This window comes from Candidatus Paceibacterota bacterium (assembly GCA_035452965.1).
GTDB lineage: Bacteria > Verrucomicrobiota > Verrucomicrobiia > Limisphaerales > UBA8199 > UBA8199.
The window spans coordinates 292,483-313,475 of the sequence record DAOTCE010000001.1; the positions used below are offsets into that span (position 1 = coordinate 292,483).

Consider the following 20,993-nt stretch of genomic DNA (forward strand, 5'->3'; position numbering starts at 1 on the left):
TTCAGGCAGGCAAGTCCATGCTGCATAGCAGGCGGCCGCCCGGCGGCGGAGCACGCGGCGTCAGGCCCCTTCCGCGAGATGCGGGCTTGAAGAGCTGACGTCCCGCAGTATGATTGCCTCGATGAAAGGAAGCCCGGCTAGCCGTTCACTATGAGTCTGCCATTTCGCGCTGCTATCTTTGATCTCGACGGCACGTTGCTCGATACACTCGACGATATTGCCAACGCTAGCAACTGTGTCCTGGCGGCCCGAGGTTTTCCAACGCACCTCAATTCGAGATATCGGACGTTCGTTGGGGATGGGGTCGTCAAGCTGATGGCGCGAGCCCTCCCGGAGCCGCACCGCGACGAAGCTACGGTCCAAGCCTGTGTCGCTGAGTATGTGCAGGAATACGAGCGAACCTGGAATGTCCAAACCAAGCCGTACGTCGGCGTGCCGGAGATGTTGGACGGCCTGGTTTCTCGCGGACTGAAGCTGGCAGTGCTATCCAACAAACCGGACCACTTTACGCAGCGGTGCGTGGGCGAATTGCTTGCGAAGTGGGCTTTCGATGCGGTCCTGGGCGCAAGCGATCGGTTTCCGCGCAAACCCCACCCCGCGAGTGCTATCGCGGTCGCCGGACGATTGGGAGTCTCTCCGGCAGAGTGCCTTTACCTGGGCGATTCGGGCGTTGACATGCAAACGGCCCGCGCCGCCGGCATGTTTGCTGTGGGCGCGCTCTGGGGATTCCGGGACCAGGCCGAGTTGCTGGAATCCGGCGCGGAGCTTCTGGTTCAGAAGCCGGGCGAGGTGCTGGATTTGCTTAACCGGCAGGGCCAGGGCAGGCTAAAGTCGGAACGAGTATAACTGGGCGGGCGGCTGGACCTCGAAGCGGAGGCGGCATCGCCCGTGCGGGGCAACCTCGCGCAGGGATTGCCCGCCGAACCGCACGACCTGGCGGACCGAATTGCCTGTCATGGAGGTCGAGGCCAGATTCTTGCCGGATTCATCGAGCGCGCTCACCTTGATGGGGCCGACCGCATTCAGCAGCAGTTCCCGCCCCGCAAATTCCAACAACGGTGTGGTCAGCGTGCCGCTGTCCACCGAGACGAAGCCGTCCAGGCGCAGTCGGGCGCGGAAGATGCCGCCACCCAGGATGCGCCGGTCCTGCCCGGCGTTCTTGCCGTAAGAGGAGGCCGAGTAGTAGTAAATCAGTTCGTCGCCCACGTGGAGCGGCCCCTGGCTGAATTCGCTGATATAGCCCCCGTCGTTGGACCCGCCGTTGCCGCCTTCAGCGCCGTTGGGCATGAAGACCTCGGCGATGCCAGTGTTGTTGGTGAAGGGCACCTTGCGCCAGTCCAGCCCGTCCCGGCTGACCACCAGCTTCAAGAACGCACATCCGTCGGCCGACCACGGATAATCGTCGCGGCCATGGAATATCTTCAAGCCGCCCAGCCAGAGCGATTCGTAGCGCCAGGCAGTGCTGGCGTAGTACTCGTCGGCGGGAGAATCCCCGTTGCGCGCCGCCATCGCCGGCATCAGTTGGATGCGGCTCAGCTTCTGGGTGTCGAGGGGCCGGTCAAGCCGGTCCAGGAATGCATAGGCCCGAGCTCTTGAGCCGTAACCCGGGGCGAGGTCGCGCGGACTGTAGAACTTGAACAGCCCGAGGAAGCGTTTGCCGACCGGGTCGGGAGCAAAGAGAGTGACATCGCCCGGCCCATAGAGCGTGCGGCCGTCCTGCGTGATGGCGCGGCAGCTTGGGTCGCCCTCGCCGGCGTAGCCACTCAAAACCTGGCCTCCCTTGCGCCAGTGAAGTCCATCGGTGGAATCCACGTACCAGATGCCTTCCCACTCATTGCCGACATTCGCCGCCCACACCCAGCCCTTGTAAGGGCGATCCGCGTCGGCGGTGTCGTAGCAGCAGGAGAACAGATCAATGCCGGGGCGTCCATGCGCGTCCGGCGGTAGCGGGGGGAAGGACAGGTCCAGGGTGACCTTCTCAAGCTCCGCATGCTTGTTGGGGCGCCAGGTCAGTCCATCGGCCGAGGTGAGGCGATACATCTGTCGGGAGGGGAACTCCTGGACGAACATAACATAGCGTTCAAGGCGGGTATCCCGAACAATGCTTCCGTAGGCCAGCAGCGTTGTGTCGGGCCGGGCGGCAATGAGCGGCGTGTGGCCGCCGTCGTCCTTGGCCGGCTGGTGGAGGGTGCGTTGCAGGCCGCTCTGCTGGTCAATCATCCCGTCATCCACGAAAAGCTGTGCCACCCCCGACTCGATCTTGATGGCGGGCCGCCCCTGTCCACCAAAGGGCAAGCCCAGCAGGCACAGCACGGCGAGGGCTCGGACAGTGCGTGATAACCAGTAGTCGCCGACATCAGTCGGCGCCATCTTCCGTCTCCAGGAACGGCGCCGGCTGACGGCGGTGGTCACTACGGCAAAAGAAGCACCCAAGCCGGGCAGCAAATCTAAATCGTTCATTGCATTACATTCGGGTTGTTGGCGCGCCGACGAATCGGCGTCTTCAGCACCGTCAGCTCGCCTCCCTGAACCCAGGGTTCCCCGCGAACGCTCAGATGCTTGATCATCTTCTGCCGCCATTGTTGCACCAGTCTCGCCCCGGCAGGCTTGACCGCCAGGTTGTTAAGTTCCTGCTGATCACGCCGCAGGTCAAATAATTGCTGCTGCCCGGTGTGCACGAAGTAAACATACTTGTAGCGCTGGTCCATCAACGCCACCCAACCGTCTTTAGGCGCATAACAGGAGGCGTGCTCCAGGTCCAACAGCTTGCGCCCCGGTTTGCCGCGCAAGATGTCCAGCAAGCTCGTTCCCTCGACCGAGGCCGGCCGCGGCAGGCCGGCCGCATCGAGGAACGTGGGGAACACATCGCGCAACTCCACAAGCTCCTGCCTCACTTGCCCGCGCCTGGCATCCAAGCCCAGGCTCGCCGGCCAGCGCACAATCATCGGCACATTCACCGAGCCTTCGTAAGGGAAGGTCTTGCGGTAAACGTGGTGGTCGCCCATTAGGTCGCCATGGTCGGAGGTGAAGAGGATCAAGGTAGTTTCCGATTCCCCCCGCTCCTCCAGCGCGGCCAGAATGCGGCCGATCTGCTCGTCCACGAACGAGATCGCCGCCGCATAGGAACGGCGCGTCGCGCGGAGTTCCTCTTCGGGCACGACGCCGCGGGTAGCCTCCGCGTGCTGGGCGAAGGACGTTTGCACGCCGCCGTATTCACGCCGCGCCCAGTCTCCGATGGCGGCTGGCGGGATATCCACGTTTTGGTAGCGGTCGTGCCAGCGTTTGGGCGCGTTGAGCGGCGTGTGCGGGGCGAGAAAAGAGACCTTGAGAAACCACGGTTCGCCTTGCTTATGACTATTGAGGGCCTCCAACGCCCGGTCGGCCGTCCACGGGGTCAAGTGGAGTTCCTCGGCCAGCGGATAGCAGATGCCACCACGCTGGTCATTGCCGCTGCGGTAGCCCTCGAGGGGTTGGTGTCCGGGAGCCTGGCGGTCAAACCAGGCTCGGTAATCGCAGATCTCCGACTGATCCCGAATATTCGGCTCGGCCCGGATCACCGTTTGGTAGCCGTGGCTGTTGCTCGGCGGCGCGAAATGGTTTTTGCCGATGGCGCACGTGCGCCACCCGGCCTCCGAAAAGACGCGCGGCATCTCGCAGGCATAGCGCTCCGGAATTGGCACGTAGCCCAGGCTGCCGTGGCCCCAGGGGCTCATGCCCGTCAGGAGAGCGGCACGCGCCGGCAGGCAGGACGGTGTTGAAGTGTAGGCGCGCCGGAACAGGACGCCGTCCCGCGCCAACCGGTCCAGGTTGGGGGTGATCAGCCACTTCGCGCCCGCCACTCCCAGCCAATCGCCCCGATGTTGGTCATCCATCAGGAACAGGATGTTGGGACGTTTGACGGCCGGGGCAGCCGCCGCCCCGCCAAGGCTGAGGCAACCCAGCAGGGTCATAACCAAGAGCCGCGCGCTTTTCATTGGTGGGATTGGTTTAGCTGTCCGGCTTTGCGGCGGCGAGCCTTTTTCCGGGTGGATAGATGAATCGGGAAGCTGCTCGTTCTGGTGGTTTACCTGCCGCCCCTCAGCACGGTGATCGAATGAGCAGGCAGCCGAATGGGTTGACCAAGGTCAACCGCAGGCAGTGTGCTGGTGGTTACGGATTCAGGCTTTCCAGGGACATTGATCGCCGTCAAGCTCGGACCGTTGATCCTCCAAGCCTGCGCCGTCCGAGGGAGCGTGCCGGCGGAAGTCTTGAGGGATAACACGACTTCTTCGCTTGCTGAATAGTTCACCAGGCCGAGTGAGAGGTGTCCGTTTTTCGCGTCGAGGGCGGCGACCGCATCCACCGGCACCGCCGCGCTGAGCCGCGCCGGGACCAGGCTCCCGCCCACGTGCGCGCGGTAGAGCGCCAGCAGGTGGCCGACCGGGTCCAGCACAGCATGGTTGCGGCCGGCCTTTATTGCACCAATGACATTGACGGTCTGGGCCCAATTGGCCATCGCGACTAGGTCGGCGGAGCGAATCAGCTCATGCAACGCCCGGGCCGACGCCAGGGCATCCCCGAGCGGATAGAAGTGCTCGAAGGCGCCGACCCCAGGGCTGTCGGGGGCCGGGTTCCAATCCCGCACGATGCCCCATTCGTCAACCGCCAGCCGGACGCGGTCGAGCCCGGGTGTGGCGGCTCCCAACCGTTGCCGGTAGTCGGCCACCACCCCGCGCACGCCTGACATCACGCTGCCGCAGTAGGTCGGGAAGTCGGCTTCGTATTTCGCCGTGTCCTCAGGGGTGAGGGGCGCTTTGAACTTGCGTTGGGTGTAATGATGCCCGCTGAGCAGGTCCATGTGCGCGGCGCTGAGCGGCAGGAGCATGTCGTTCCATCGCCCGGGCGATCCGACAGCGATAACTTTGATCCTGGGATTCTTCGCTTTCATCGCCGCGACGAACGCATTGTGGCGCAGAGCATAGCGCTCGACCGGCACGTTGCCCAACTGCCAATTGCCGTACATCTCGTTGCCGATGCCCCACCAAGTGACATCGTAAGGCTGCCGCTGCCCGTTGCGCGCCCGCTCCGCGCCCCAACGGCTGCGGCTGGAGCCGGTCGCATACTCCACCTCGTCAGCGGCATCCTGCACACTGCCGAGCCCGGTGTTCACCGCGATGTAGGGTTCGGTGCGGACTTCGGCGCAGAACCGCATGAACTCGTCCAACCCGAAATCATTGTCCTCGACCGCGTTCCAGGCGCGTTCCCAGCGTGGCGGACGCCGGTCGCGCTCGCCGATGGCGTCCTTCCAGTTGTAGCCGGATACGAAGTTGCCCCCGGGCCAGCGTGTAATCGGGGCGTTGAGTTGTTGGATCAGAGCCAGCACATCGGCGCGCATGCCGTGGACGTTGTCGGCAGGCATCAGCGAGACGCATCCGATCCACACCAGGCCGGGCTTGACCACCCGCAGCGAGAACGAGGCTGATTCTATCGTTCCCCCGGCCTTGAATCGGAAGGGGACGCGGCGGTACTCCCGGTCGAGCCGAGTCAACGGGACGGCTTGCCGGTTATCGGCTCCCGCCCCCCACGACAGCGTGGCCTCGACAGCCGGCTCGCCGCTGACAGCCGCGATAACGGCGTAGCCGACATACTCCTTGCCCGCCATCACGCCGATGTCCTTCTGCACGATGCCGCAATCTCCCGCCCCTTCGCCGCGCCGCCACAGTGCCAGGCAATGGTCCCCCGCGTAAGCACCCGCCGGATCGAGAAAGGCGTCGAACTCCGCGCCCGCCGGGCGGACCACCTGCCAGGGCGACTTGTCGAGGGCGAGCAGAAACTTGCGGTCCCAGAGTTTCTCCGCCCAGATGCCGTCATGGATGCAGCGGCCCAGGTGCTCGATGAACTGGCCGTAGATATAAGGCGAGATGGCCGGACCGGCCTGGCCCAGGTCCAGCGACAACGCCGCCTCTTTTGGGCCGGCCGCAAGCAACACCGCCGGCTGGGTGAGGATTAGCGCTACGGCCACTGTCAGTTGTTTGATAGTTCTCATACCGATACTCTCCAGCATTCTCACACCCGTCTTCAAGCTGTTGCGCGCACTTACCTGACTCGAAGCGTTCAGCAGCTCACCGGTGCAGGCTTCCAGCGATCATTCGTGAACCTGCGGGCTGGCCCCGGCGCTCGCCCGAGGCGCCCCGCAATCCGGCTGCATAAAGCCCTGCCGTGCTGAAATTGTCAACGAACACCTCCGTTCGGGGCGGCGCAGGTGCAAAATTTGTTACATTTCTCGTTGACCGGCGCGGCGTTCTATGTCGAGATGATAGACGCTGAAACGGGTTTATTCGGAAGATGGCCAAAGTTTTACTCAGAACCGGGAACGGGTCACGTTCGGCGCAGGCTTCGAAGTACGACGCCCAGAACACGGTGCTTTCCAAGACCTACGGGGCGCTGGCGGACCTGCGTCGGGAGCTGGCTGACTCGAAGGCGGTCGTCGCTCAGCGGGAGGAGCTGTTGCGCAGCTTCGCCGTCTGCGCCGATTCGCAGCGGGCGTGGCTGCTGTTGGAGGACTACTTCGAGAGACTCTCCCTCTCGCGCAAGGACTTTCCGAATACAGATTGGTGGCCGCGTTTGTTGGCGGCGCAAGGCCGGAGCCGCCTGGAGGAGGTGGCCTTCCTGTTTCTGCGCGCGCAACGTTCGCTGCCGACGGAGCTGAGCGTTTACGCCAACCTCGACCGATTCACTCAGGTGGAACAAGCCGCGCAGGAACAACAGCTTGTCCAACACCTGGAGAAGTGGCTCTTCCCGCACAAACCGGTGCACTTCGATTCGCCGCGGGCCTTCGTGCGCGCCCTTTGCCATCCGCGGCCGGACCCGGAGCAGCCCGGGCGATACCGGCTGGCGGTGGAGCTTCACCTGGTGCGCCCGCGCACCGGTGAGAAAGCCAGAAGGCTGGGCGAAATCACCGAACTGACGACGCGCGCCGCGCATGAGCAGGAGCTCTTTCCGCCCGGCGACTGGGAGTTCATTCAGTGGCTGGCGGAGACCCATTCCACGCGTCGTAATGGCGACGAAGTCCTGGTGCTCTCTAACCTGGAGCTGCTGCACTGGCTGGCGCGCTGGGGCGACACGCACCGGCTCGAATTGGCCGCCGGCGGGGGGCCGCCGCAGCCGCTGGAGTTCCGCGGCGAGCTCGCCGAACTGACGCCGCACCTGGAAAACGGCGCCAAAGAGCTGGCCTTTACGCACCGGCTGACCGTGCCGGGTGGGAAGCATCATTCGCTCAGCGAGGTGCTGTTCTTCAACCGTCACCCGGTGCTGGCGCTGGCCGGGGGGACGTTCTACCTGTTGCGCAACGCGCCGCCGCCCCAGGTCTTCGAACTTTGGGCCCGCCAGCCGGCCGTGCCGATGCGCCATTTGAGCCACCGCCTGCTTATGCACTTGCGCAAGACGCAGTCCAGCCAGGGCGTGGACTGGGAGCAGCTTTGCGTCGCGCACGCGGCCAAACCGCAGTTTGTATTCGAACTGCTCGACCAGACGGTGCGGCTGCGGTTGCTGGCCAAGAGTCAACGCGACCAGAGTCTCTGGCTCTGGAACGGCCATGAATGGCAGTTGCACGAAGCGAAGAAGCCGCGGCCGGGCGGGAAGAAACCCGAACTGCTGGACGACCCGCGGCTCGATCCTGCCTCCCAATGGCTGCGCCGGCTGGATTGGTTCACGCCCGAGCCGGGCCTGTGGGTCGGCGACGCGAATGAAGGATTTCTGGGTGCGCTGGCGTGCGCCTGGGCCGACCGGCCGCAGGAAGCGGATTACCTGGGCAATCCCGCCTTCTCCCGGCTGTTCTTGGCCCGGCGGCAACTGCGCCCGCGACTGGTGGTCAAGGGCAGCGGCATTGATTGGCTGGCAATCTCCGCCGAATGGGAGCAGGAGGGCCTCAAGCTCACCGCCGCCGACTTGAAGCGCCTCCAGTCAGCTACCGGCCGCTACGTCAAACTGCCCGACTCCGGCTGGGTCGAGCTGGATGCGAGCGCGGTGCAGACGGCGCATGAAGCGATGGCGGACCTGGGGGTTGACGGCCTGGTGCCGGTTGCGCAGCGCATCGGGCTGGAACAAGCGGCGCACCTGGACGAGGAAGACTTGCAGCGCTTCGGCGATTCGGCCCAGGCCAAAGCGTTGCGCGAGCGCCTTAAGAACTTTGCGGGCCTCCCGGTCATGGACTTCCCCGCCTCCGTGCAGGCGGAGATGCGCCCCTATCAAAAGGACGGATTCGATTTCCTCTGCCACCTGACACGGCTTCGGCTGGGGGGGATTCTCGCGGACGACATGGGCCTGGGCAAGACCCTGCAGACGCTGGCGTGGCTGACGTGGCTGAAGGACCAGCACAGGAAAGACCCCAAACCGGCGCTCGTGATCTGCCCGGCATCGGTGCTGCACAACTGGCGGCGCGAGGCGAACCGTTTCACGCCCCATCTAAAGGTGCTTGTGCTCGAAAGCGGCGCCGCGCGCCACAACCTGCGCAAGCAGATTCCGCAATACGATCTCATTGTGACCAACTACGCGCTGCTGCGGCGCGACCTGGAAGAGCTGCAGAAGTTCGCCTTCCGCGCCATCATCCTGGACGAGGCGCAGTTCATCAAGAACCCGGGCGCGCAAGTGACCCAGTCCGTCAAGCAGTTGAAGGCCGACCATCGCCTGGCGCTGACCGGCACGCCCCTGGAGAACCGCCTGCTCGACCTTTGGAGCATCGTGGACTTTATCCAGCCGGGTTACCTGGGCAGCCAGGACCGCTTCACGGAGACGTATGAGCCGCGCGGCGAGGGCGCCGAATCGGCGCAGCGCATTGCGCGGCGCCGGCTCTCGGCCAAACTGCGACCGTTGCTGCTGCGCCGGCTCAAGCAGCATGTGGCCAAGGACCTGCCCGAACGCATCGAGCAGCGGCGCGACTGCCAGTTGGGCGACGAGCAGCGCAAGCTCTATCTTGCCGAGCTGCGCCGCAGCCGGGAGCAGGTCATGAAGACGGTTGCCGAGCAGGGCCTCAACAAGAGCAAGATCCACGTCCTGGCCGCCCTCACCCGGCTGCGCCAGATTTGCTGCCACCCCAAGCTCGTGGGCAACGACGCCGCCTCGGGCAAGACGGAGACCTTGTTCGAGCTGCTCGATTCGCTCGTGGCCGAGGGCCAGAAGGTGCTGCTGTTCAGCCAGTTTGTGCAGATGCTGCAATTGCTGGAAGAAGAATGCCGCCAGCACCAGATTCCCACCCACATCCTCACCGGCCAGACCAAGAACCGCCAGGAAGTCGTCAGCGCGTTCCAGAGCGATCCCAACTCCGCGGTCTTTCTGCTCAGCCTCCGCGCGGCGGGCACCGGCCTGAACCTGACCACGGCCAGCTACGTGGTGCTCTATGACCCGTGGTGGAACCCGGCGGTCGAGGCGCAGGCCATTGACCGCTCGCATCGCATCGGCCAGACCCGCACGGTCAACGCCTACCGGCTGATTTCGCCTGGTACCGTCGAGGAGAAGATCTGGGAGCTCCAGCAGAGCAAGGCCCAAACCATCGCCGACGTGCTCGGCGAAGAAGGCTTCGCCCGCAGCCTGTCCAAGACGGATCTGGAATACTTGTTCGCCGAAGACTGAAGCCCGCGGCGCGCGCTCCCCGTCTTCTACCGTTTGGAAGCAGCTCGGGATTTCCGCTTCCGAGCCATCAGCGCGGGGGGCCTCTCCGAGCATGTTTTGCCCACCCAATACTGCTGCCCGGTCTGCGCGCCGGACTGGCCCAGCCGCGGCCGGGTCCGCCGCCTGGCGCCGGCAGCAATGCAGGCAGCCTGCTGTTCGTCGGTCAGCAGCTCGTTGTAGGCCTTCGAGGCGGCCGCCAGGTGCGCCCGCCAGGCCAATTGCCTGGCGGTCTTGGGATCATACGGTTTCAACCAGCGTCGCCGCCACTGGTGGCCGGCCCGTACATACCAGACCCAGTCGCCGCAGCGGCCGCTCCGGACCGCCGTATCGAAGCATTCGCCGGCAGCGCCACACAGGGGGCAACGACTGCACCAACCGCCGGGCACCACGCCCGGCGCCAGCGCCCGCCTTCGGCGTCTGGCCTTTTGAGCTCTTAATGTGTTCATATTACAGTATTGAAGATCAGCGTCGCATTGTCCTGGCGGCAACTGTTCCACCAACCCAGGGGCCGGAACTTCGGCGACAGGACGAAGCCCGGTTCGCCTCGGCAGCCCACTCCAAGTGCCTAACCACCAGGCCGTTTCTTACCCTGCCAGGATACCGGGTGCTACCAAAGGCGCAACTCCCCGGAAAGTGATCCAGTGCCCCGGCCGTGCCCGCCTGGCCCGATCATGGCGTCAATACGGCGGCACCCTGCCGTAACCCCGGTGTGGTTCCCATGGGGAGCGCTCCCCATGGGAACCACACTGGGACCCGACCGGGGTCGCGCCGGGGTCCCCCCATCGAAACGCAAGGAAACCAGCGGTAGTCCTGGATAGCGTCTGGACAGGGGTGCCAGGAACGAGAATCGCCGGGGTTCTGGGACACCGCGCCTGGTGACAGGCAGGTCCTTCATGACGTCCGCCACACATGATAACCGAGTACGCCGGCCAGCAGCAGCAGGAGGATCCCGCTGGCGGCGACCAGGCTGGCCCGCTCCTGGGAGAGGGCCTGAAGTCTGCGCAGCCCGATCGCGGGGAATATGAAATAGAGCAGGGCCTTGATCACGTTGGCCCAGCCCCACACCGTGAGCACCAGCGGGATGCCCGCCCAGACGTTGTGGAACGCAACGATAATAGACCCGAAGATCAGGTTCAAGATGGCAAGGACGAAGACGCCCGCTTCGCCACGTTCCCGGAGCAGGACGAGAAAGCTCACCCACACGCGGGGCCTGGCCACATGGGAGAGGCCGATGATGGTGAGATTGACGATCGCGTAGATTTGGACCGCGCGTTCCATTGAAACCGCCTGTCAGGTCAGGACGTTGCAGTGACCATCAAGCTGCCTAAAGGCCCCTCTCCATTGATGAAAAGTCACTCCTCATCACGGCGGAACTTAATTCTCCCTCGTTCGGCTGTAAAGCCCTGCTTAGAGGGATTGGTTAATAAGATTGATTCTGGCCCCTTTACGGCGCCTGAGTGGCGGCACCCGTGATCGCTTACCAGCGCCGCACGCGATAGAAGCGTTGCGTGTTGCTCGCGGTGGGATCGCGCAGCACCAGATTCCCGCCGGTGCCTGCCGTCAGAGGCAGCGCCACCCAATCGCCCTCCCCCAAATCCTCCTTGTACTCCAAAGCGTAAACCCGCCCGCATTGCGACGCCACTTCGAGGCTGAAACCGGCTCCGGACACACTGGGATGCGAGACCGGAGCGCAAAGAAGCGGCGGGCCGTCGCCAACCTGTGCCAGGTTGTGATCCGCGCCGGCTGCGATCGCCACAACGTTGGTCAGTCCGATGGGAACATTGGTCTGGCCGAGATTATTATCCCCCCAGCCGACTACCGTCCCATTCGCTCGGAGCGCCAGACTGTGAGAAGTTCCAGCGGCCACTGCCACCACATTTGTCAATCCTGCCGGCACGGTCGCCTGGCCGTAATAATTATGTCCCCAGGCCCTTACTGTCCCGTCCGCCAGGAGCGCCAGAGCATGCGCCCCACCCGCTGCAATGCCCACCACATTGCTTAAGCCCATGAGCGGCCCAGGGGGATTGTTTCCCCAGTTGGTCACTGTTCCGTCCGCCTTGAGGGCCAGGTCGTAGCCGTTTCCCGCGACGATTGCGACCACATTGCTCAGCCCTGCGGGCAGGTTCGTTTCGCCGCGATAGCCCCCCCAGGCGGCCACCGTGCCGTCGGACTTAAGCGCCAGGCTGTGCGGAGAACGACCGGCGGAGATGGCAACGACGTTACTAAGCCCGGCGGGGACGTTCGTTTCACCAAAGCCCTGGCCTCCCCAGGCCGTGACGGTGCCGTCTGGTCTCAATGCAAGTCCGTGGATGTTCAGCGCGATGGCGATGGCGTTGGTCAAATCCGAAGGCACGGACGTTTGACCCACGGTGTTCAAGCCCCAGCCAGGCAACGTGCCATCTGCTTTCAGCAGCAGATTGCAGTAAAGCCCGGCCGCCATTCCCAAAACATTGGTTGCTCCGGTCGCGACCGAAGTCGCGCCAGAGCCATACGCACCCCAGGCGGTGACTTGGCCAAGCTCCAGCGGCGCGTTGGAACTGACCATGAAGCCCACGCTGTTGGTCACTGTCACACTGTAGTTGCCCAGGCTGCTCACCTGCGCGTTCGTGACTATGTAGGCGGATGCGGTTGCTCCCGGGATATTCGTCCCGTTGAACGCCCATTGGTAACTGAGCGGAGGGGTGCCGCCCGCGCTGACGGTGAATGTGGTGTCAAGTCCCGCGACCTGCGACTGACCTATTGGCTGCGCGGTGATGATCGGGGCGGTTGCGCCTGCCGTGTAGCTGACTTCATCCAAATAACCGCGATAAGAGTCTCCCGGCGGAGTGCTTACGGATTGCACCCAACTTAGTGTTTGGCTGCCCGGCCCAAGGTAGAAAGTCTGCTGCTGCCACGATGGATAAACGATGATGTACGCCAGGTTGGTGGTCCCCACGCGAAAGGAAAGCTGGTTGTTGTATGACGGATTACGCCACCAGAATGTCAACGTCCCCGGCCCCGTCACCGTGGTCAGCAAGGTGGACGTCGAACTGCCAAACACACTTCCGCTCTGCGCGGCGTCGACCCCGTCATGAGTCGTGTGCGTTTGAGGAGTCCATCCAGCGGTCGTCCATGTAAGATTCATCGCGTCGAGCGCCTCCTCCAGCGTCAGGGCGCGCGCGGTTGGCGCCGCGATGACCAGGGCGGCAAGAAGTGCCAGCCAATCGAAGCGGTGTGAAAGTCTCGGGAGAACGCAGGGAAGAGAAAGTTGGCTTCTGGCATTGCGCATATTGCTGCCAGTATGCGGGGGGGGGGGGGCGAGATGTCAAACCTAATTGTAAAATTCCGCAACGAGTTGCGCGTCCTGCCTGGACCCCTCGTCGAACTGTGAGCACCGTCCGGGCAGGCACAGCTCAGCGTTGGCTTGCCCAATTTCCAGGAATCAAGGCACCACGTTGTCCTCGCTCGCCTTGCCCTGGCGCCGCGTCTGCAGATCGGTCTCACTTGTGACTCTTGTTCGGGAAGGGCCATCAAGGGGTTTGGTTCATGAGGTTGATTCTGCTGAAAAGCCCCTTCTATTTCACCGGAATCCGTCTCAATAACTGACCCTTTGCGCCTCGAGGGCACCATCGAGTGTGTCGCAAGCTCAGGCGGGGCAGCGGGGAGGGACTTTCCCTGTCGGAAGCTAAACCTATGGAGGAGCTGAGGCGCCCGTTTCGGGCGAGGCTTCCGCTCCGCGTGATTTCCTTGCCATCCATGCGGCGAGCCCGGCCATTCCCGCCCCCACCACCGTAGCAAGCAAAATTCCTCCCACCACTCCGAAGGCGATGTTTAGCGGTTTGTTGGGCCGCACGGGCCTCAAACCCGGAACACCCTTGTCCACGATCTCCAGCGGGCTGAGCGACCGGTATTCGCGATAGCTCCATGCGATTGCATTTGCCAGCGCTGCCGCTTCGTCGCGGTCCTCACTGAAAACACGGATTTCGATGAGGGGGGTGCTTCGCACCGGGCGCAGGTCTATCCTCGGCTTGAGAAGGGCCAGGGTCTCGGAGTTGTCCAGAGAGGCGCCCCTGGCGTACTTCCGTCCCCAAGTCCTGTTCAAATCGAGTACCGCAATCACCTTATTCAAGACCGGCTCGGATCGAACGATCTCAAACTCGGCTTGGCCCGCCCGGTCATTCACAGTCCAGCCTGGCTTGATGCGGACGGTGCTCGAGTAAAGCTCCGGCAACAAGAAGGTAGTCAGCGTGCTCGTGGCGACAATGAGCATAAAAACGACGGCAAACACCGCGAAGAAGACTGACCGCGGCGCAGACCTCAGACGTAACAACGAGCAGATTCTGTCTAACACAGTATTCCTTTCTTTGAAGGCTGAGATGTGTTCCAGCACTGACGTTTTCACCAAGTCCGGCAGAACCCGCAACCAGAGCCAGGCCAACCCCAACTCGCGTGCTGTGCGCCAGGAGTCGCGACACTGGTCGTGAAAGAGCTGAGCCATAGGCTGACCGTACTCGCGGCGGTAAGCCTTCGGGTAAGCGGCCAGCAAACGCTGAAACAGCTTTGCGGAGAATGCTATGGCTTTGCTGTCCGTCTCTGTGGGGATGCGCCTCATGCGAGCTCTCCCGCCCGCGCTGCCCGGATGGGCTTGCCCAGGAGTCGTTTGCGGCGCGCAACTTCAGCCAGCTCCGCGTACCGACGCGCCTCAGCCTTGACCGCCCGCTGACCGACCGCCGTCAGGCGGTAGTAGCGGCGGCGTTCATCGTCCATCTCCGGGTCGGGACGTTGATCAGATTCCTCGATCATGTGGGCCTCCAGCAGGCGCCTGATGGTGCCATACAAAGTGCCGGGACCCATCTTCATTCGGCCTTCCGTGCTTTCAGCCACTTCCTGCATGATGGCGTAACCGTGGAGTTCGCCACCCGTCAGCGCCAGCAGCACGTGAAACACCGCCGGTGTCAGCGGCGGCGCGTCCGGGATTTCAGGTTCGGCTCTTGCCACAACACAATACTACAGTCACAGATATATCCATCACAGATATATATGCCCACTCTCCGCCGTTCTGTCAACAGGCATTCTTGAGGGCGTGTCTGGCAGACTTTGGACTTTGGGCTTTCGGCCGTGGAGAGTAGGTTTGGACGCGGTGATCGTTGAACTCATTAACACGGGCAGCGAGTTGATGCTGGGGCGGGTGCTCAACACCCACCAGCAGTGGCTCTGCCGCCATTTGGCGGACTTGGGCTACGTCGTCGCCCGCCAGGTTGCCGTGGCCGACACGGGCAACGACATCACCCAGGCCATTCGCGAGGCATTGGGCCGCGCGGACCTCATCATTGCGACCGGCGGCCTGGGCCCGACCTCGGACGACCTGACGCGGGACCTGGTTGCGGGGATGCTGGGGGTGGAGCTGCGCGAGGACCCGGCGGTGGTCGCACACATTCGGCAGTTCTTCGAAAGCCGGCGCCGGCCCATGCCGGAGCGAACGCGGGTGCAGGCCCAGGTTCCCCAGGGCGCAACGGTCCTGCCCAACCCGCATGGCACCGCGCCAGGCCTGGCCATGGAAGTCCGGCCCAATCCATTCCGCGCCGGCGGCCAGCCGAGCTGGTTGATCATGCTGCCGGGTCCGCCGCGCGAGTTGCGGCCCATGTTCACTGACTCGGTCGTGCCGCTCCTGCGGCGAGTGGCGCCGCCGGTGAGCAGGTTGGTCTGCCGCACGCTCAGAACGGCCGGCATAGGCGAATCTGTGGTCCAGGAGGAAATCGGCGGCCCGCTGCAACCTCTGGTCGGCGCCGGGCTCGACGTGGGCTACTGCTCCCGGCCGGGGCAGGTGGATGTGCGCGTTGCCGCGCGCGGAGACGATGCCGGGCAGCGTGTGGGAGAAGCAGAGGCCATCATCCGGGGACTGCTTGGCCGTTACATCTACGGCGTTGGAGACGAGGAGCTGGAAACGGTTGTTGTCCGGCTTATGACCGGGCGGCAGCAAACACTTGCGCTGGCCGAGTCCTGCACCGGCGGAGGGATCGCGCACCGGCTCACGAATGTCCCCGGCGCCTCGGCGGTGCTGCTGGCGGGACTGGTTACCTACAGCAACGCCGCCAAGCAGAAGTTCCTGGGCGTCCGCGCCGACACGCTGGCCCGGCACGGCGCGGTCAGCAAACCGGTGGCGCGACAGATGGCCGAAGGCGCGCGCCGGCAAACGAAGGCGGATTATGCGCTTTCCGTGACCGGCATCGCCGGTCCCGGCGGCGGCACGACCAGGAAGCCGGTGGGCACTGTGTTCATCGGGTTGGCCGGCCCGTCCGGCACGGTGGTCGAGCGCAACTTCAACCCTTACGACCGTGAGACGTTCAAGCAGGTCACGGCCCAGCAGGCGCTTGAGTTGCTGCGGCGGACAATCGCGCTGCCGAGCGCGGGACCTGGTTGACCCACATTAGCGCAGCAGGAACTGCCGGTGCTGCTTGAACACGCCGCGCAGGGCCGCGGACATGGCGTCCTGGATGCCCTGCAGCTCGTGGTAAACGGCGGCGCGCTGCGGGTCCGGCTGCGCCGTCTCGCTGGTGTTCACCGCAACAAACTGGTCGGTGAGGTCGCTGATGGAGACCTTCTCGCCCTGCTGCAAGCGCCAGCACCAAAGCGCCTGCAACGCCGCGCCGTAGGCCGCGCCTTCGGTGACTTTGAGCGTGACCACTTCCGTGTCGAAGACATCGGCCATGATCTGCCGCCAGGCTTTGGACTTGGCCCCGCCGCCAGTGGCCCGGATTTGGGCCGGCTTCACCCCCAATTCCGCCAGCCGGCGCAGGCCGTAGTTCATGCCCAGCGTCACGCCCTCCATCGCGGCGCGGGCGAAGTGGCCCGCCTCGAAGGTCTTCTGGTTCACGCCGAACCAGACGCCGGTGCCTTCGGGCATGTTGGGTGTGCGCTCACCCTCGAAATAGGGCAGCAGCAACAGGCCGCGAGAGCCCGCCGGCACGCGCGCCGCCTCGGCGGCGAACTTCTCGTGCGACCAGCCGAAATCCTCGCGCACCATCTCCGTGGCGACCGTGACGTTCATGGTGCAGAGCAACGGCAGCCAGCGGTTGGTCGAATCGCAGAACGCGGCAATCTCGCCCTGGGGATCCACCACCGGCTTCTCCGCGCAGGCGTAGATCGTGCCGCTGGTGCCGAAGCTGGCGGTGATGACCCCCGGGCGCGTGTTGCCGGTGCCGATGGCGCCCATCATGTTGTCGCCGCCGCCGGCGCTTACCAGCACGCCGGGGTTGAGGTCGAGCATTCTGGCGGTGGAGGCTTGCAGCGTGCCGGCGAGCTGGTCGCTGCGTTGCAAGGGGGGCAGCTTGCCGGCGAGGTCCGGATCAATTGCCTCCAGGACCGCGCTGGACCACTTGCGCTTGCGGACGTCGAGCAAAGCGGTTCCGCTGGCGTCGCCGTACTCCATCGTCTTTTGCCCGGTGAGCCAGAAATTGAGGTAGTCGTGAGGCAACAACACCGTGGCCAGGCGCTGATAGTTCTTCGGCTCGTGCTGCTTGAGCCAGAGAATTTTGGAGGCGGTGAAGCCGGGCAGAACGGCGTTGCCGAGCGCGCGGATGGTCTGCTTGAGGCCGCCGAGCTTGTCGGTGATCTCAGCACACTCGGCGGCGGTGGAGGTGTCGCACCAGAGTTTGGCGGGGCGGATGACCTCGCCGTCCTTGTCCAGCGGCACAAAGCCGTGTTGCTGGCCGCTGACGCCGATGGCTTTCACTTCAGTCGGGGTGGCCTTGGCCTGGCGCAGCGCGCGGCGCATGGCGGTGGCGGTGGCGTCGCGCCAGGTGTGCGGGTGCTGCTCCTTGGCGCCGGGCGGCAGGTTGGGAATCAGGTCGTATTGCTGCGCCGCCGAGGCGAGGACTTTTCCGTCGCGGGCGTCCACGACGAGCGCCTTGGTGGACTGCGTGCCGCTGTCAATGCCAAGCAGAAGTGATCTCATGGTTGTCTTTCGTTCAGGGGGTCACAGGGACGCCCAGCCAGCCGGCAATGGCCAGCCAGGAACTGGTGGTGGCGGTGTGGAGCCCCCGCTGGACCAGGGGGATTTGCAGCGCCAGGATCAGGATAAAAATGCCGTAACGCGCAATCTGCTGGTAGGTTTCGTGGCTCATGCCGACCAGGCTGCGCACCACCTGCGAGCCGTCCAGCGGCGGGATGGGCAGCAGGTTGAAGAAGCACAGCAACAGGCTCAGGTGGGCCATGTCGCGGCATACATCCATGAGGCTGTGGGAATGAACTTCGTGACCCAGGCGCGCCAACCCCATGATCGCGATGGCCAGCAGCAGGTTCATCCACGGCCCGGCCAGCGTCACCATGATGTCGTCCGAGCGCGGGTTGCGCAGGTTGTCGGAGTCAACCGGAACCGGCTTGGCCCAGCCGATCAGGAAGCCGGTCGGGGCTATCAGGACCATCAACAACGGCAGGATGACTGTCCCGATCGGGTCAATGTGAACCAGCGGATTGAGCGAGACCCGGCCCTGAGAATGCGCGGTGTTGTCGCCCAGTCTCCAAGCCATCCAGGCATGGCCGAACTCGTGGAAAGTCAGGAGCAGGAGCAGTCCCAGGTAGAGGATCAGGCCGCTGATGAGCTGTCTCGGGTCCATTCTCCCGCAAGTTAACAGATGACCCGGAGAGCGAATAGAGAAATTGAGGGCGGGTTGGCGTGATTCCCCTTCGACCGGCGGGAACCGCCCGCCCGGCCGAACAAAGCGCGGTGCTGAAAACGCGTTCGACAGGCATGGCGTCGGCAAGCATCATCCGGACGTGCGCATCTCGATCGTCACCCCGAGTTACCGCCGCTCGGACTGGCTGAAGCTCTGCATCGCCTCGGTCGCCGACCAGGCGGGCGAGGTGGAGCACATCGTTCAGGACGCCGGCTCGGACGACGGGACACTGGCTTGGCTGCCCGGCGACAAGCGGGTCAAGGCGTTCGTGGAGAAGGACCAGGGCATGTACGACGGCATCAACCGCGGGCTGCGCCGGGCGGGGGGAGAGATTCTGGCTTACTTGAACTGCGACGAGCAGTACTTGCCGGGGGCGCTGGGGGCGGTGTCGAGTTACTTCGAGCAACACCCGCATGTGGACGTGCTATTCGGGGACGTGGTGATGGTGGGGCCCGAGGGGCAATACCTGTACCATCGCAAGATGCAGACGCCGTTGAAGTATCACACGTGGACGTGCCATCTCTCGACGTTGAGCTGCGCGATGTTCTTCCGGCGGCGGGTGGTGTTTGAGTGGGGGGAACTGTTCGATCCGCGGCTGCGGGACGTGGGGGACGGGGAGTGGATGGTGCGGTTGCTGCGGCGGGGGGCGCGGATGGCGGCGCTGGGGCAGTTCACCTCGACCTTCACCCACACCGGCGTGAACATGAGCAAAGGCGAGAACGCCCGGCGGGAGAACCGGGAGCTGTGTCAGAGCGCGCCCGCTTGGGCGCGGTGGATCCGGCCGCTGTTCATTGCGCAGCACCGGCTGCGGCGATTGCTGGGGGGCATGTACTGCCGGCAACCGTTCGCCTACGAGATTTACACCTCGGCCAGTTTGGAGCGGCGGAAGCGATTTGAGGTCCAGCGGCCCAGCTCGCGGGCGCCGAGATAAGGGCGGCGGCACGGGACCGCGCGGCCCGGAGTTCGCGTTAGTGGACGCCGATGCGGTAGAAGTATGGCCCGGCGTTGGTGGCGCGAATGTCTTTCCAGGTCGTGGTGGCGCCCGGATGACCCGGGAAGTTGGTGGTCCTGAGGAAGAAAGCCGGCTCAGTGTTGAGGTTGGTGCTGCACTCGACGTAGTACTTCCTGGCGAAAACACTGCTCCAGCGGAGAGTGATGCCGGAGGCGTCGCCCGTGGGGACGGCGAGTTTAAGCAGCGAGAGAGGATCGTTAGGGAGCGTGCCGCACCGCCATTCATGCCAGTTGTTCATGCCGTCGTCATCGCCGTCAGCGTTGTCGCCCGAGCCGTCGGTGGGGAAGCCATAGGACTGGGCCCAGACGTAAGAAAGGAGGGAGGCGGGGTTCTGCAGTTCGCAGGCGCCGACATCCACGGTGAAGCCAGAGATGCGCGGGGCGCCGTGGAAATCGAGGTGGCTGGTCATGTAGCCGTTATCGCCGGCGTTGATGCAAGGGGAGTTGGTTTGCAGGCGGAAGTCACCGGCCGACGGGTCGAGAAACTGGGGTGGGTTCGTGAAATGACCTGACCCTGCGGTGGGGATGGGAGTGGTGCAGCAGTGCGCGAGCCCCATAAAGGTGAGGGGCTCCGTATAATTGGGAGCATTGGGCGCGGTATTGTAATAAACGATGCAGTTGTAGAGCGCGCTCCGTGAAGTGCCGCCCGCGCTGCCGCTGGCGGAATTGCCGCTCACTGTGCAGTTGATGAGTGAGCCGCCGGCGCTGCCGCCGCCTTGGACCGCCCAATTGCCCGTTAGCAGGCAGTTCCTGAGCAACGCTCCTGAGGCGCCGCCCCCGCCGTCAATAGTGCCGCCGAAACTGGTGTTGCCGATAAGGAGGCAATTGTCCACGGTGCCCTTGACTACCCCACCCCCGGCCATCGCCGCGGCGTTGCCGGAGACGATGCAGTTGGAGATACTGGCGGTGGCTGACTGGCAATAGGCGCCGCCGCCGCCGGCCCAAAAAACGGTGCCATTGGTGGTCCCGCCGCCAGTCAGGGTGAACCCGGAGAGTGTCGCGCCGGAGCCGACAAATGCGCAACGCACCGCGCCGGGCCCGTTGGTGACGCCAGGCACCTGATAGCCCTGAATCGTCGTGACGGCGGGGCCGTTGACGCTGCGCACGGTGACGGCGTTGGTGATGGCCACCCGGCTCGGGCCGTAGACGTCATAAGCCCCGGTGGTGTAAACGCCGTTCGTGACGAGAATGGTGTCGCCGGCCGCGGCGGCGCCGATAGCGTCCTGGATCGTCCGCGCCGCCTTTGACCAACTGTCGTAAGGCGGGGAGGGATCGTCGCCGTTCACGTTCACGTAGAGGGTCGCCCCCGGAGAGTTGAAGATCAGGAGGGCAGCAGTGAGACATGCGATCAGGTGTTTGCGAGGGCTCACAGTTGTTTCGTTTGGTCAAGCACATCAGTTTCGGACTGACCGCCGGGGAGAGCAGGGCCGATGCGGCAACTGTTCCGGTTCGCCGGAACATCCGGCGCTCTCCCGGGGCCGCAGGAAAGCAAATCGCCCGGCGTATGTCAAACAAATGATTCGCGGCGACGGTTGATCCGCGCCATGTCGTCAGACCCAAATCCCGGTTGGAATCCCGCTTGGTCCCGCAGCCAGGACAGCGCCGACTGGCATTGGCGGCTGCGCGGGCGGGAGATGGGCGGACCAGGGCGTTCGCGCTTGCGGGGAGCTTCGGGGGCTGCCT

The 20,993-nt window shown here is 64.4% G+C and carries 15 protein-coding genes; 4 read left to right on the forward strand and 11 right to left on the reverse strand.

From position 1 onward, the window contains the following. Positions 1 to 150: 150 nt before the first annotated feature. The gene (locus P5205_01150) at positions 151 to 846 is read left to right on the forward strand and encodes an HAD family hydrolase (protein HSA08956.1); all 696 of its coding nucleotides are present in this window, start codon (positions 151 to 153) and stop codon (positions 844 to 846) included. Here the strand turns inward: P5205_01150 and P5205_01155 are convergent. The 3 genes from P5205_01155 to P5205_01165 form a co-directional block, all read right to left on the reverse strand. Beyond that, on the reverse strand, positions 826 to 2,460 hold the full coding sequence (locus P5205_01155) for a hypothetical protein (protein HSA08957.1): 1,635 nt from the start codon (positions 2,458 to 2,460) through the stop codon (positions 826 to 828). The genes P5205_01150 and P5205_01155 overlap by 21 nt on opposite strands. Continuing rightward, the gene (locus P5205_01160) at positions 2,457 to 3,950 is read right to left on the reverse strand and encodes an arylsulfatase (protein ID HSA08958.1); all 1,494 of its coding nucleotides are present in this window, start codon (positions 3,948 to 3,950) and stop codon (positions 2,457 to 2,459) included. Before P5205_01160 ends, P5205_01155 begins: the two co-directional genes overlap by 4 nt. 113 nt (positions 3,951 to 4,063) lie before the next feature. Further along, the gene (locus P5205_01165; GenBank protein HSA08959.1) at positions 4,064 to 6,025 is read right to left on the reverse strand and encodes an alpha-L-arabinofuranosidase C-terminal domain-containing protein; all 1,962 of its coding nucleotides are present in this window, start codon (positions 6,023 to 6,025) and stop codon (positions 4,064 to 4,066) included. Between the two features lie 299 nt (positions 6,026 to 6,324). On the opposite strand from P5205_01165, the gene P5205_01170 reads away from it, so the two are divergent. Further along, a complete protein-coding gene (locus P5205_01170) occupies positions 6,325 to 9,606 on the forward strand; it encodes a DEAD/DEAH box helicase (protein ID HSA08960.1) in 3,282 nt (1,093 codons plus the stop codon). A 26-nt stretch (positions 9,607 to 9,632) separates the two neighbouring features. On the opposite strand, the gene P5205_01175 is transcribed toward P5205_01170, so the two are convergent. The 5 genes from P5205_01175 to P5205_01195 form a co-directional block, all read right to left on the reverse strand. Next, entirely contained in the window at positions 9,633 to 10,091 is a 459-nt protein-coding gene (locus P5205_01175) for a hypothetical protein (protein ID HSA08961.1), read from the reverse strand. A gap of 445 nt (positions 10,092 to 10,536) precedes the next feature. Further along, complete coding sequence (locus tag P5205_01180) at positions 10,537 to 10,923, reverse strand: hypothetical protein (protein ID HSA08962.1); 387 nt, start codon at positions 10,921 to 10,923, stop codon at positions 10,537 to 10,539. Positions 10,924 to 11,122: 199 nt separating this feature from the next. Then, positions 11,123 to 12,913, reverse strand: coding sequence for a hypothetical protein (locus P5205_01185; GenBank protein ID HSA08963.1), 1,791 nt, complete (start codon positions 12,911 to 12,913; stop codon positions 11,123 to 11,125). Positions 12,914 to 13,315: 402 nt separating this feature from the next. Then, complete coding sequence (locus P5205_01190; GenBank protein ID HSA08964.1) at positions 13,316 to 14,236, reverse strand: hypothetical protein; 921 nt, start codon at positions 14,234 to 14,236, stop codon at positions 13,316 to 13,318. Beyond that, positions 14,233 to 14,622, reverse strand: a complete 390-nt coding sequence (locus P5205_01195; protein HSA08965.1) for a helix-turn-helix transcriptional regulator — start codon at positions 14,620 to 14,622, stop codon at positions 14,233 to 14,235. Before P5205_01195 ends, P5205_01190 begins: the two co-directional genes overlap by 4 nt. A 142-nt stretch (positions 14,623 to 14,764) precedes the next feature. On the opposite strand from P5205_01195, the gene P5205_01200 reads away from it, so the two are divergent. Next, positions 14,765 to 16,045: a competence/damage-inducible protein A gene (locus P5205_01200; protein ID HSA08966.1), complete on the forward strand. Its 1,281-nt coding sequence runs from the start codon at positions 14,765 to 14,767 to the stop codon at positions 16,043 to 16,045. Between the two features lie 6 nt (positions 16,046 to 16,051). Here P5205_01200 and xylB read toward each other — a convergent pair whose 3' ends face one another. Both xylB and P5205_01210 read right to left on the reverse strand, forming a co-directional pair. Beyond that, positions 16,052 to 17,578, reverse strand: coding sequence for a xylulokinase (gene xylB / locus P5205_01205; protein ID HSA08967.1), 1,527 nt, complete (start codon positions 17,576 to 17,578; stop codon positions 16,052 to 16,054). 13 nt (positions 17,579 to 17,591) lie between these two features. Continuing rightward, positions 17,592 to 18,239 (reverse strand): site-2 protease family protein, encoded by a 648-nt coding sequence (locus P5205_01210; GenBank protein ID HSA08968.1) that lies wholly within the window; start codon positions 18,237 to 18,239, stop codon positions 17,592 to 17,594. 160 nt (positions 18,240 to 18,399) lie between these two features. Between P5205_01210 and P5205_01215 the strand changes: the two genes are divergently transcribed. Beyond that, positions 18,400 to 19,230, forward strand: coding sequence for a glycosyltransferase family 2 protein (locus tag P5205_01215; GenBank protein ID HSA08969.1), 831 nt, complete (start codon positions 18,400 to 18,402; stop codon positions 19,228 to 19,230). Positions 19,231 to 19,267: 37 nt separating this feature from the next. On the opposite strand, the gene P5205_01220 is transcribed toward P5205_01215, so the two are convergent. After that, positions 19,268 to 20,680, reverse strand: a complete 1,413-nt coding sequence (locus P5205_01220) for a choice-of-anchor Q domain-containing protein (protein HSA08970.1) — start codon at positions 20,678 to 20,680, stop codon at positions 19,268 to 19,270. Between the last annotated feature and the right edge of the window lie 313 nt (positions 20,681 to 20,993).

Coding starts and splice junctions, on each gene's coding strand:
- P5205_01210 (HSA08968.1), bottom strand. CDS start 18,239: ATGGACCCGAGACAGCTCATCAGCGGCCTGATCCTCTACCTGGGACTG.
- P5205_01150 (HSA08956.1), top strand. CDS start 151: ATGAGTCTGCCATTTCGCGCTGCTATCTTTGATCTCGACGGCACGTTG.
- P5205_01170 (HSA08960.1), top strand. CDS start 6,325: ATGGCCAAAGTTTTACTCAGAACCGGGAACGGGTCACGTTCGGCGCAG.
- P5205_01175 (HSA08961.1), bottom strand. CDS start 10,091: ATGAACACATTAAGAGCTCAAAAGGCCAGACGCCGAAGGCGGGCGCTG.
- P5205_01185 (HSA08963.1), bottom strand. CDS start 12,913: ATGCGCAATGCCAGAAGCCAACTTTCTCTTCCCTGCGTTCTCCCGAGA.
- P5205_01165 (HSA08959.1), bottom strand. CDS start 6,025: ATGAGAACTATCAAACAACTGACAGTGGCCGTAGCGCTAATCCTCACC.
- P5205_01160 (HSA08958.1), bottom strand. CDS start 3,950: ATGACCCTGCTGGGTTGCCTCAGCCTTGGCGGGGCGGCGGCTGCCCCG.
- xylB (HSA08967.1), bottom strand. CDS start 17,578: ATGAGATCACTTCTGCTTGGCATTGACAGCGGCACGCAGTCCACCAAG.
- P5205_01155 (HSA08957.1), bottom strand. CDS start 2,460: ATGAACGATTTAGATTTGCTGCCCGGCTTGGGTGCTTCTTTTGCCGTA.
- P5205_01190 (HSA08964.1), bottom strand. CDS start 14,236: ATGAGGCGCATCCCCACAGAGACGGACAGCAAAGCCATAGCATTCTCC.
- P5205_01180 (HSA08962.1), bottom strand. CDS start 10,923: ATGGAACGCGCGGTCCAAATCTACGCGATCGTCAATCTCACCATCATC.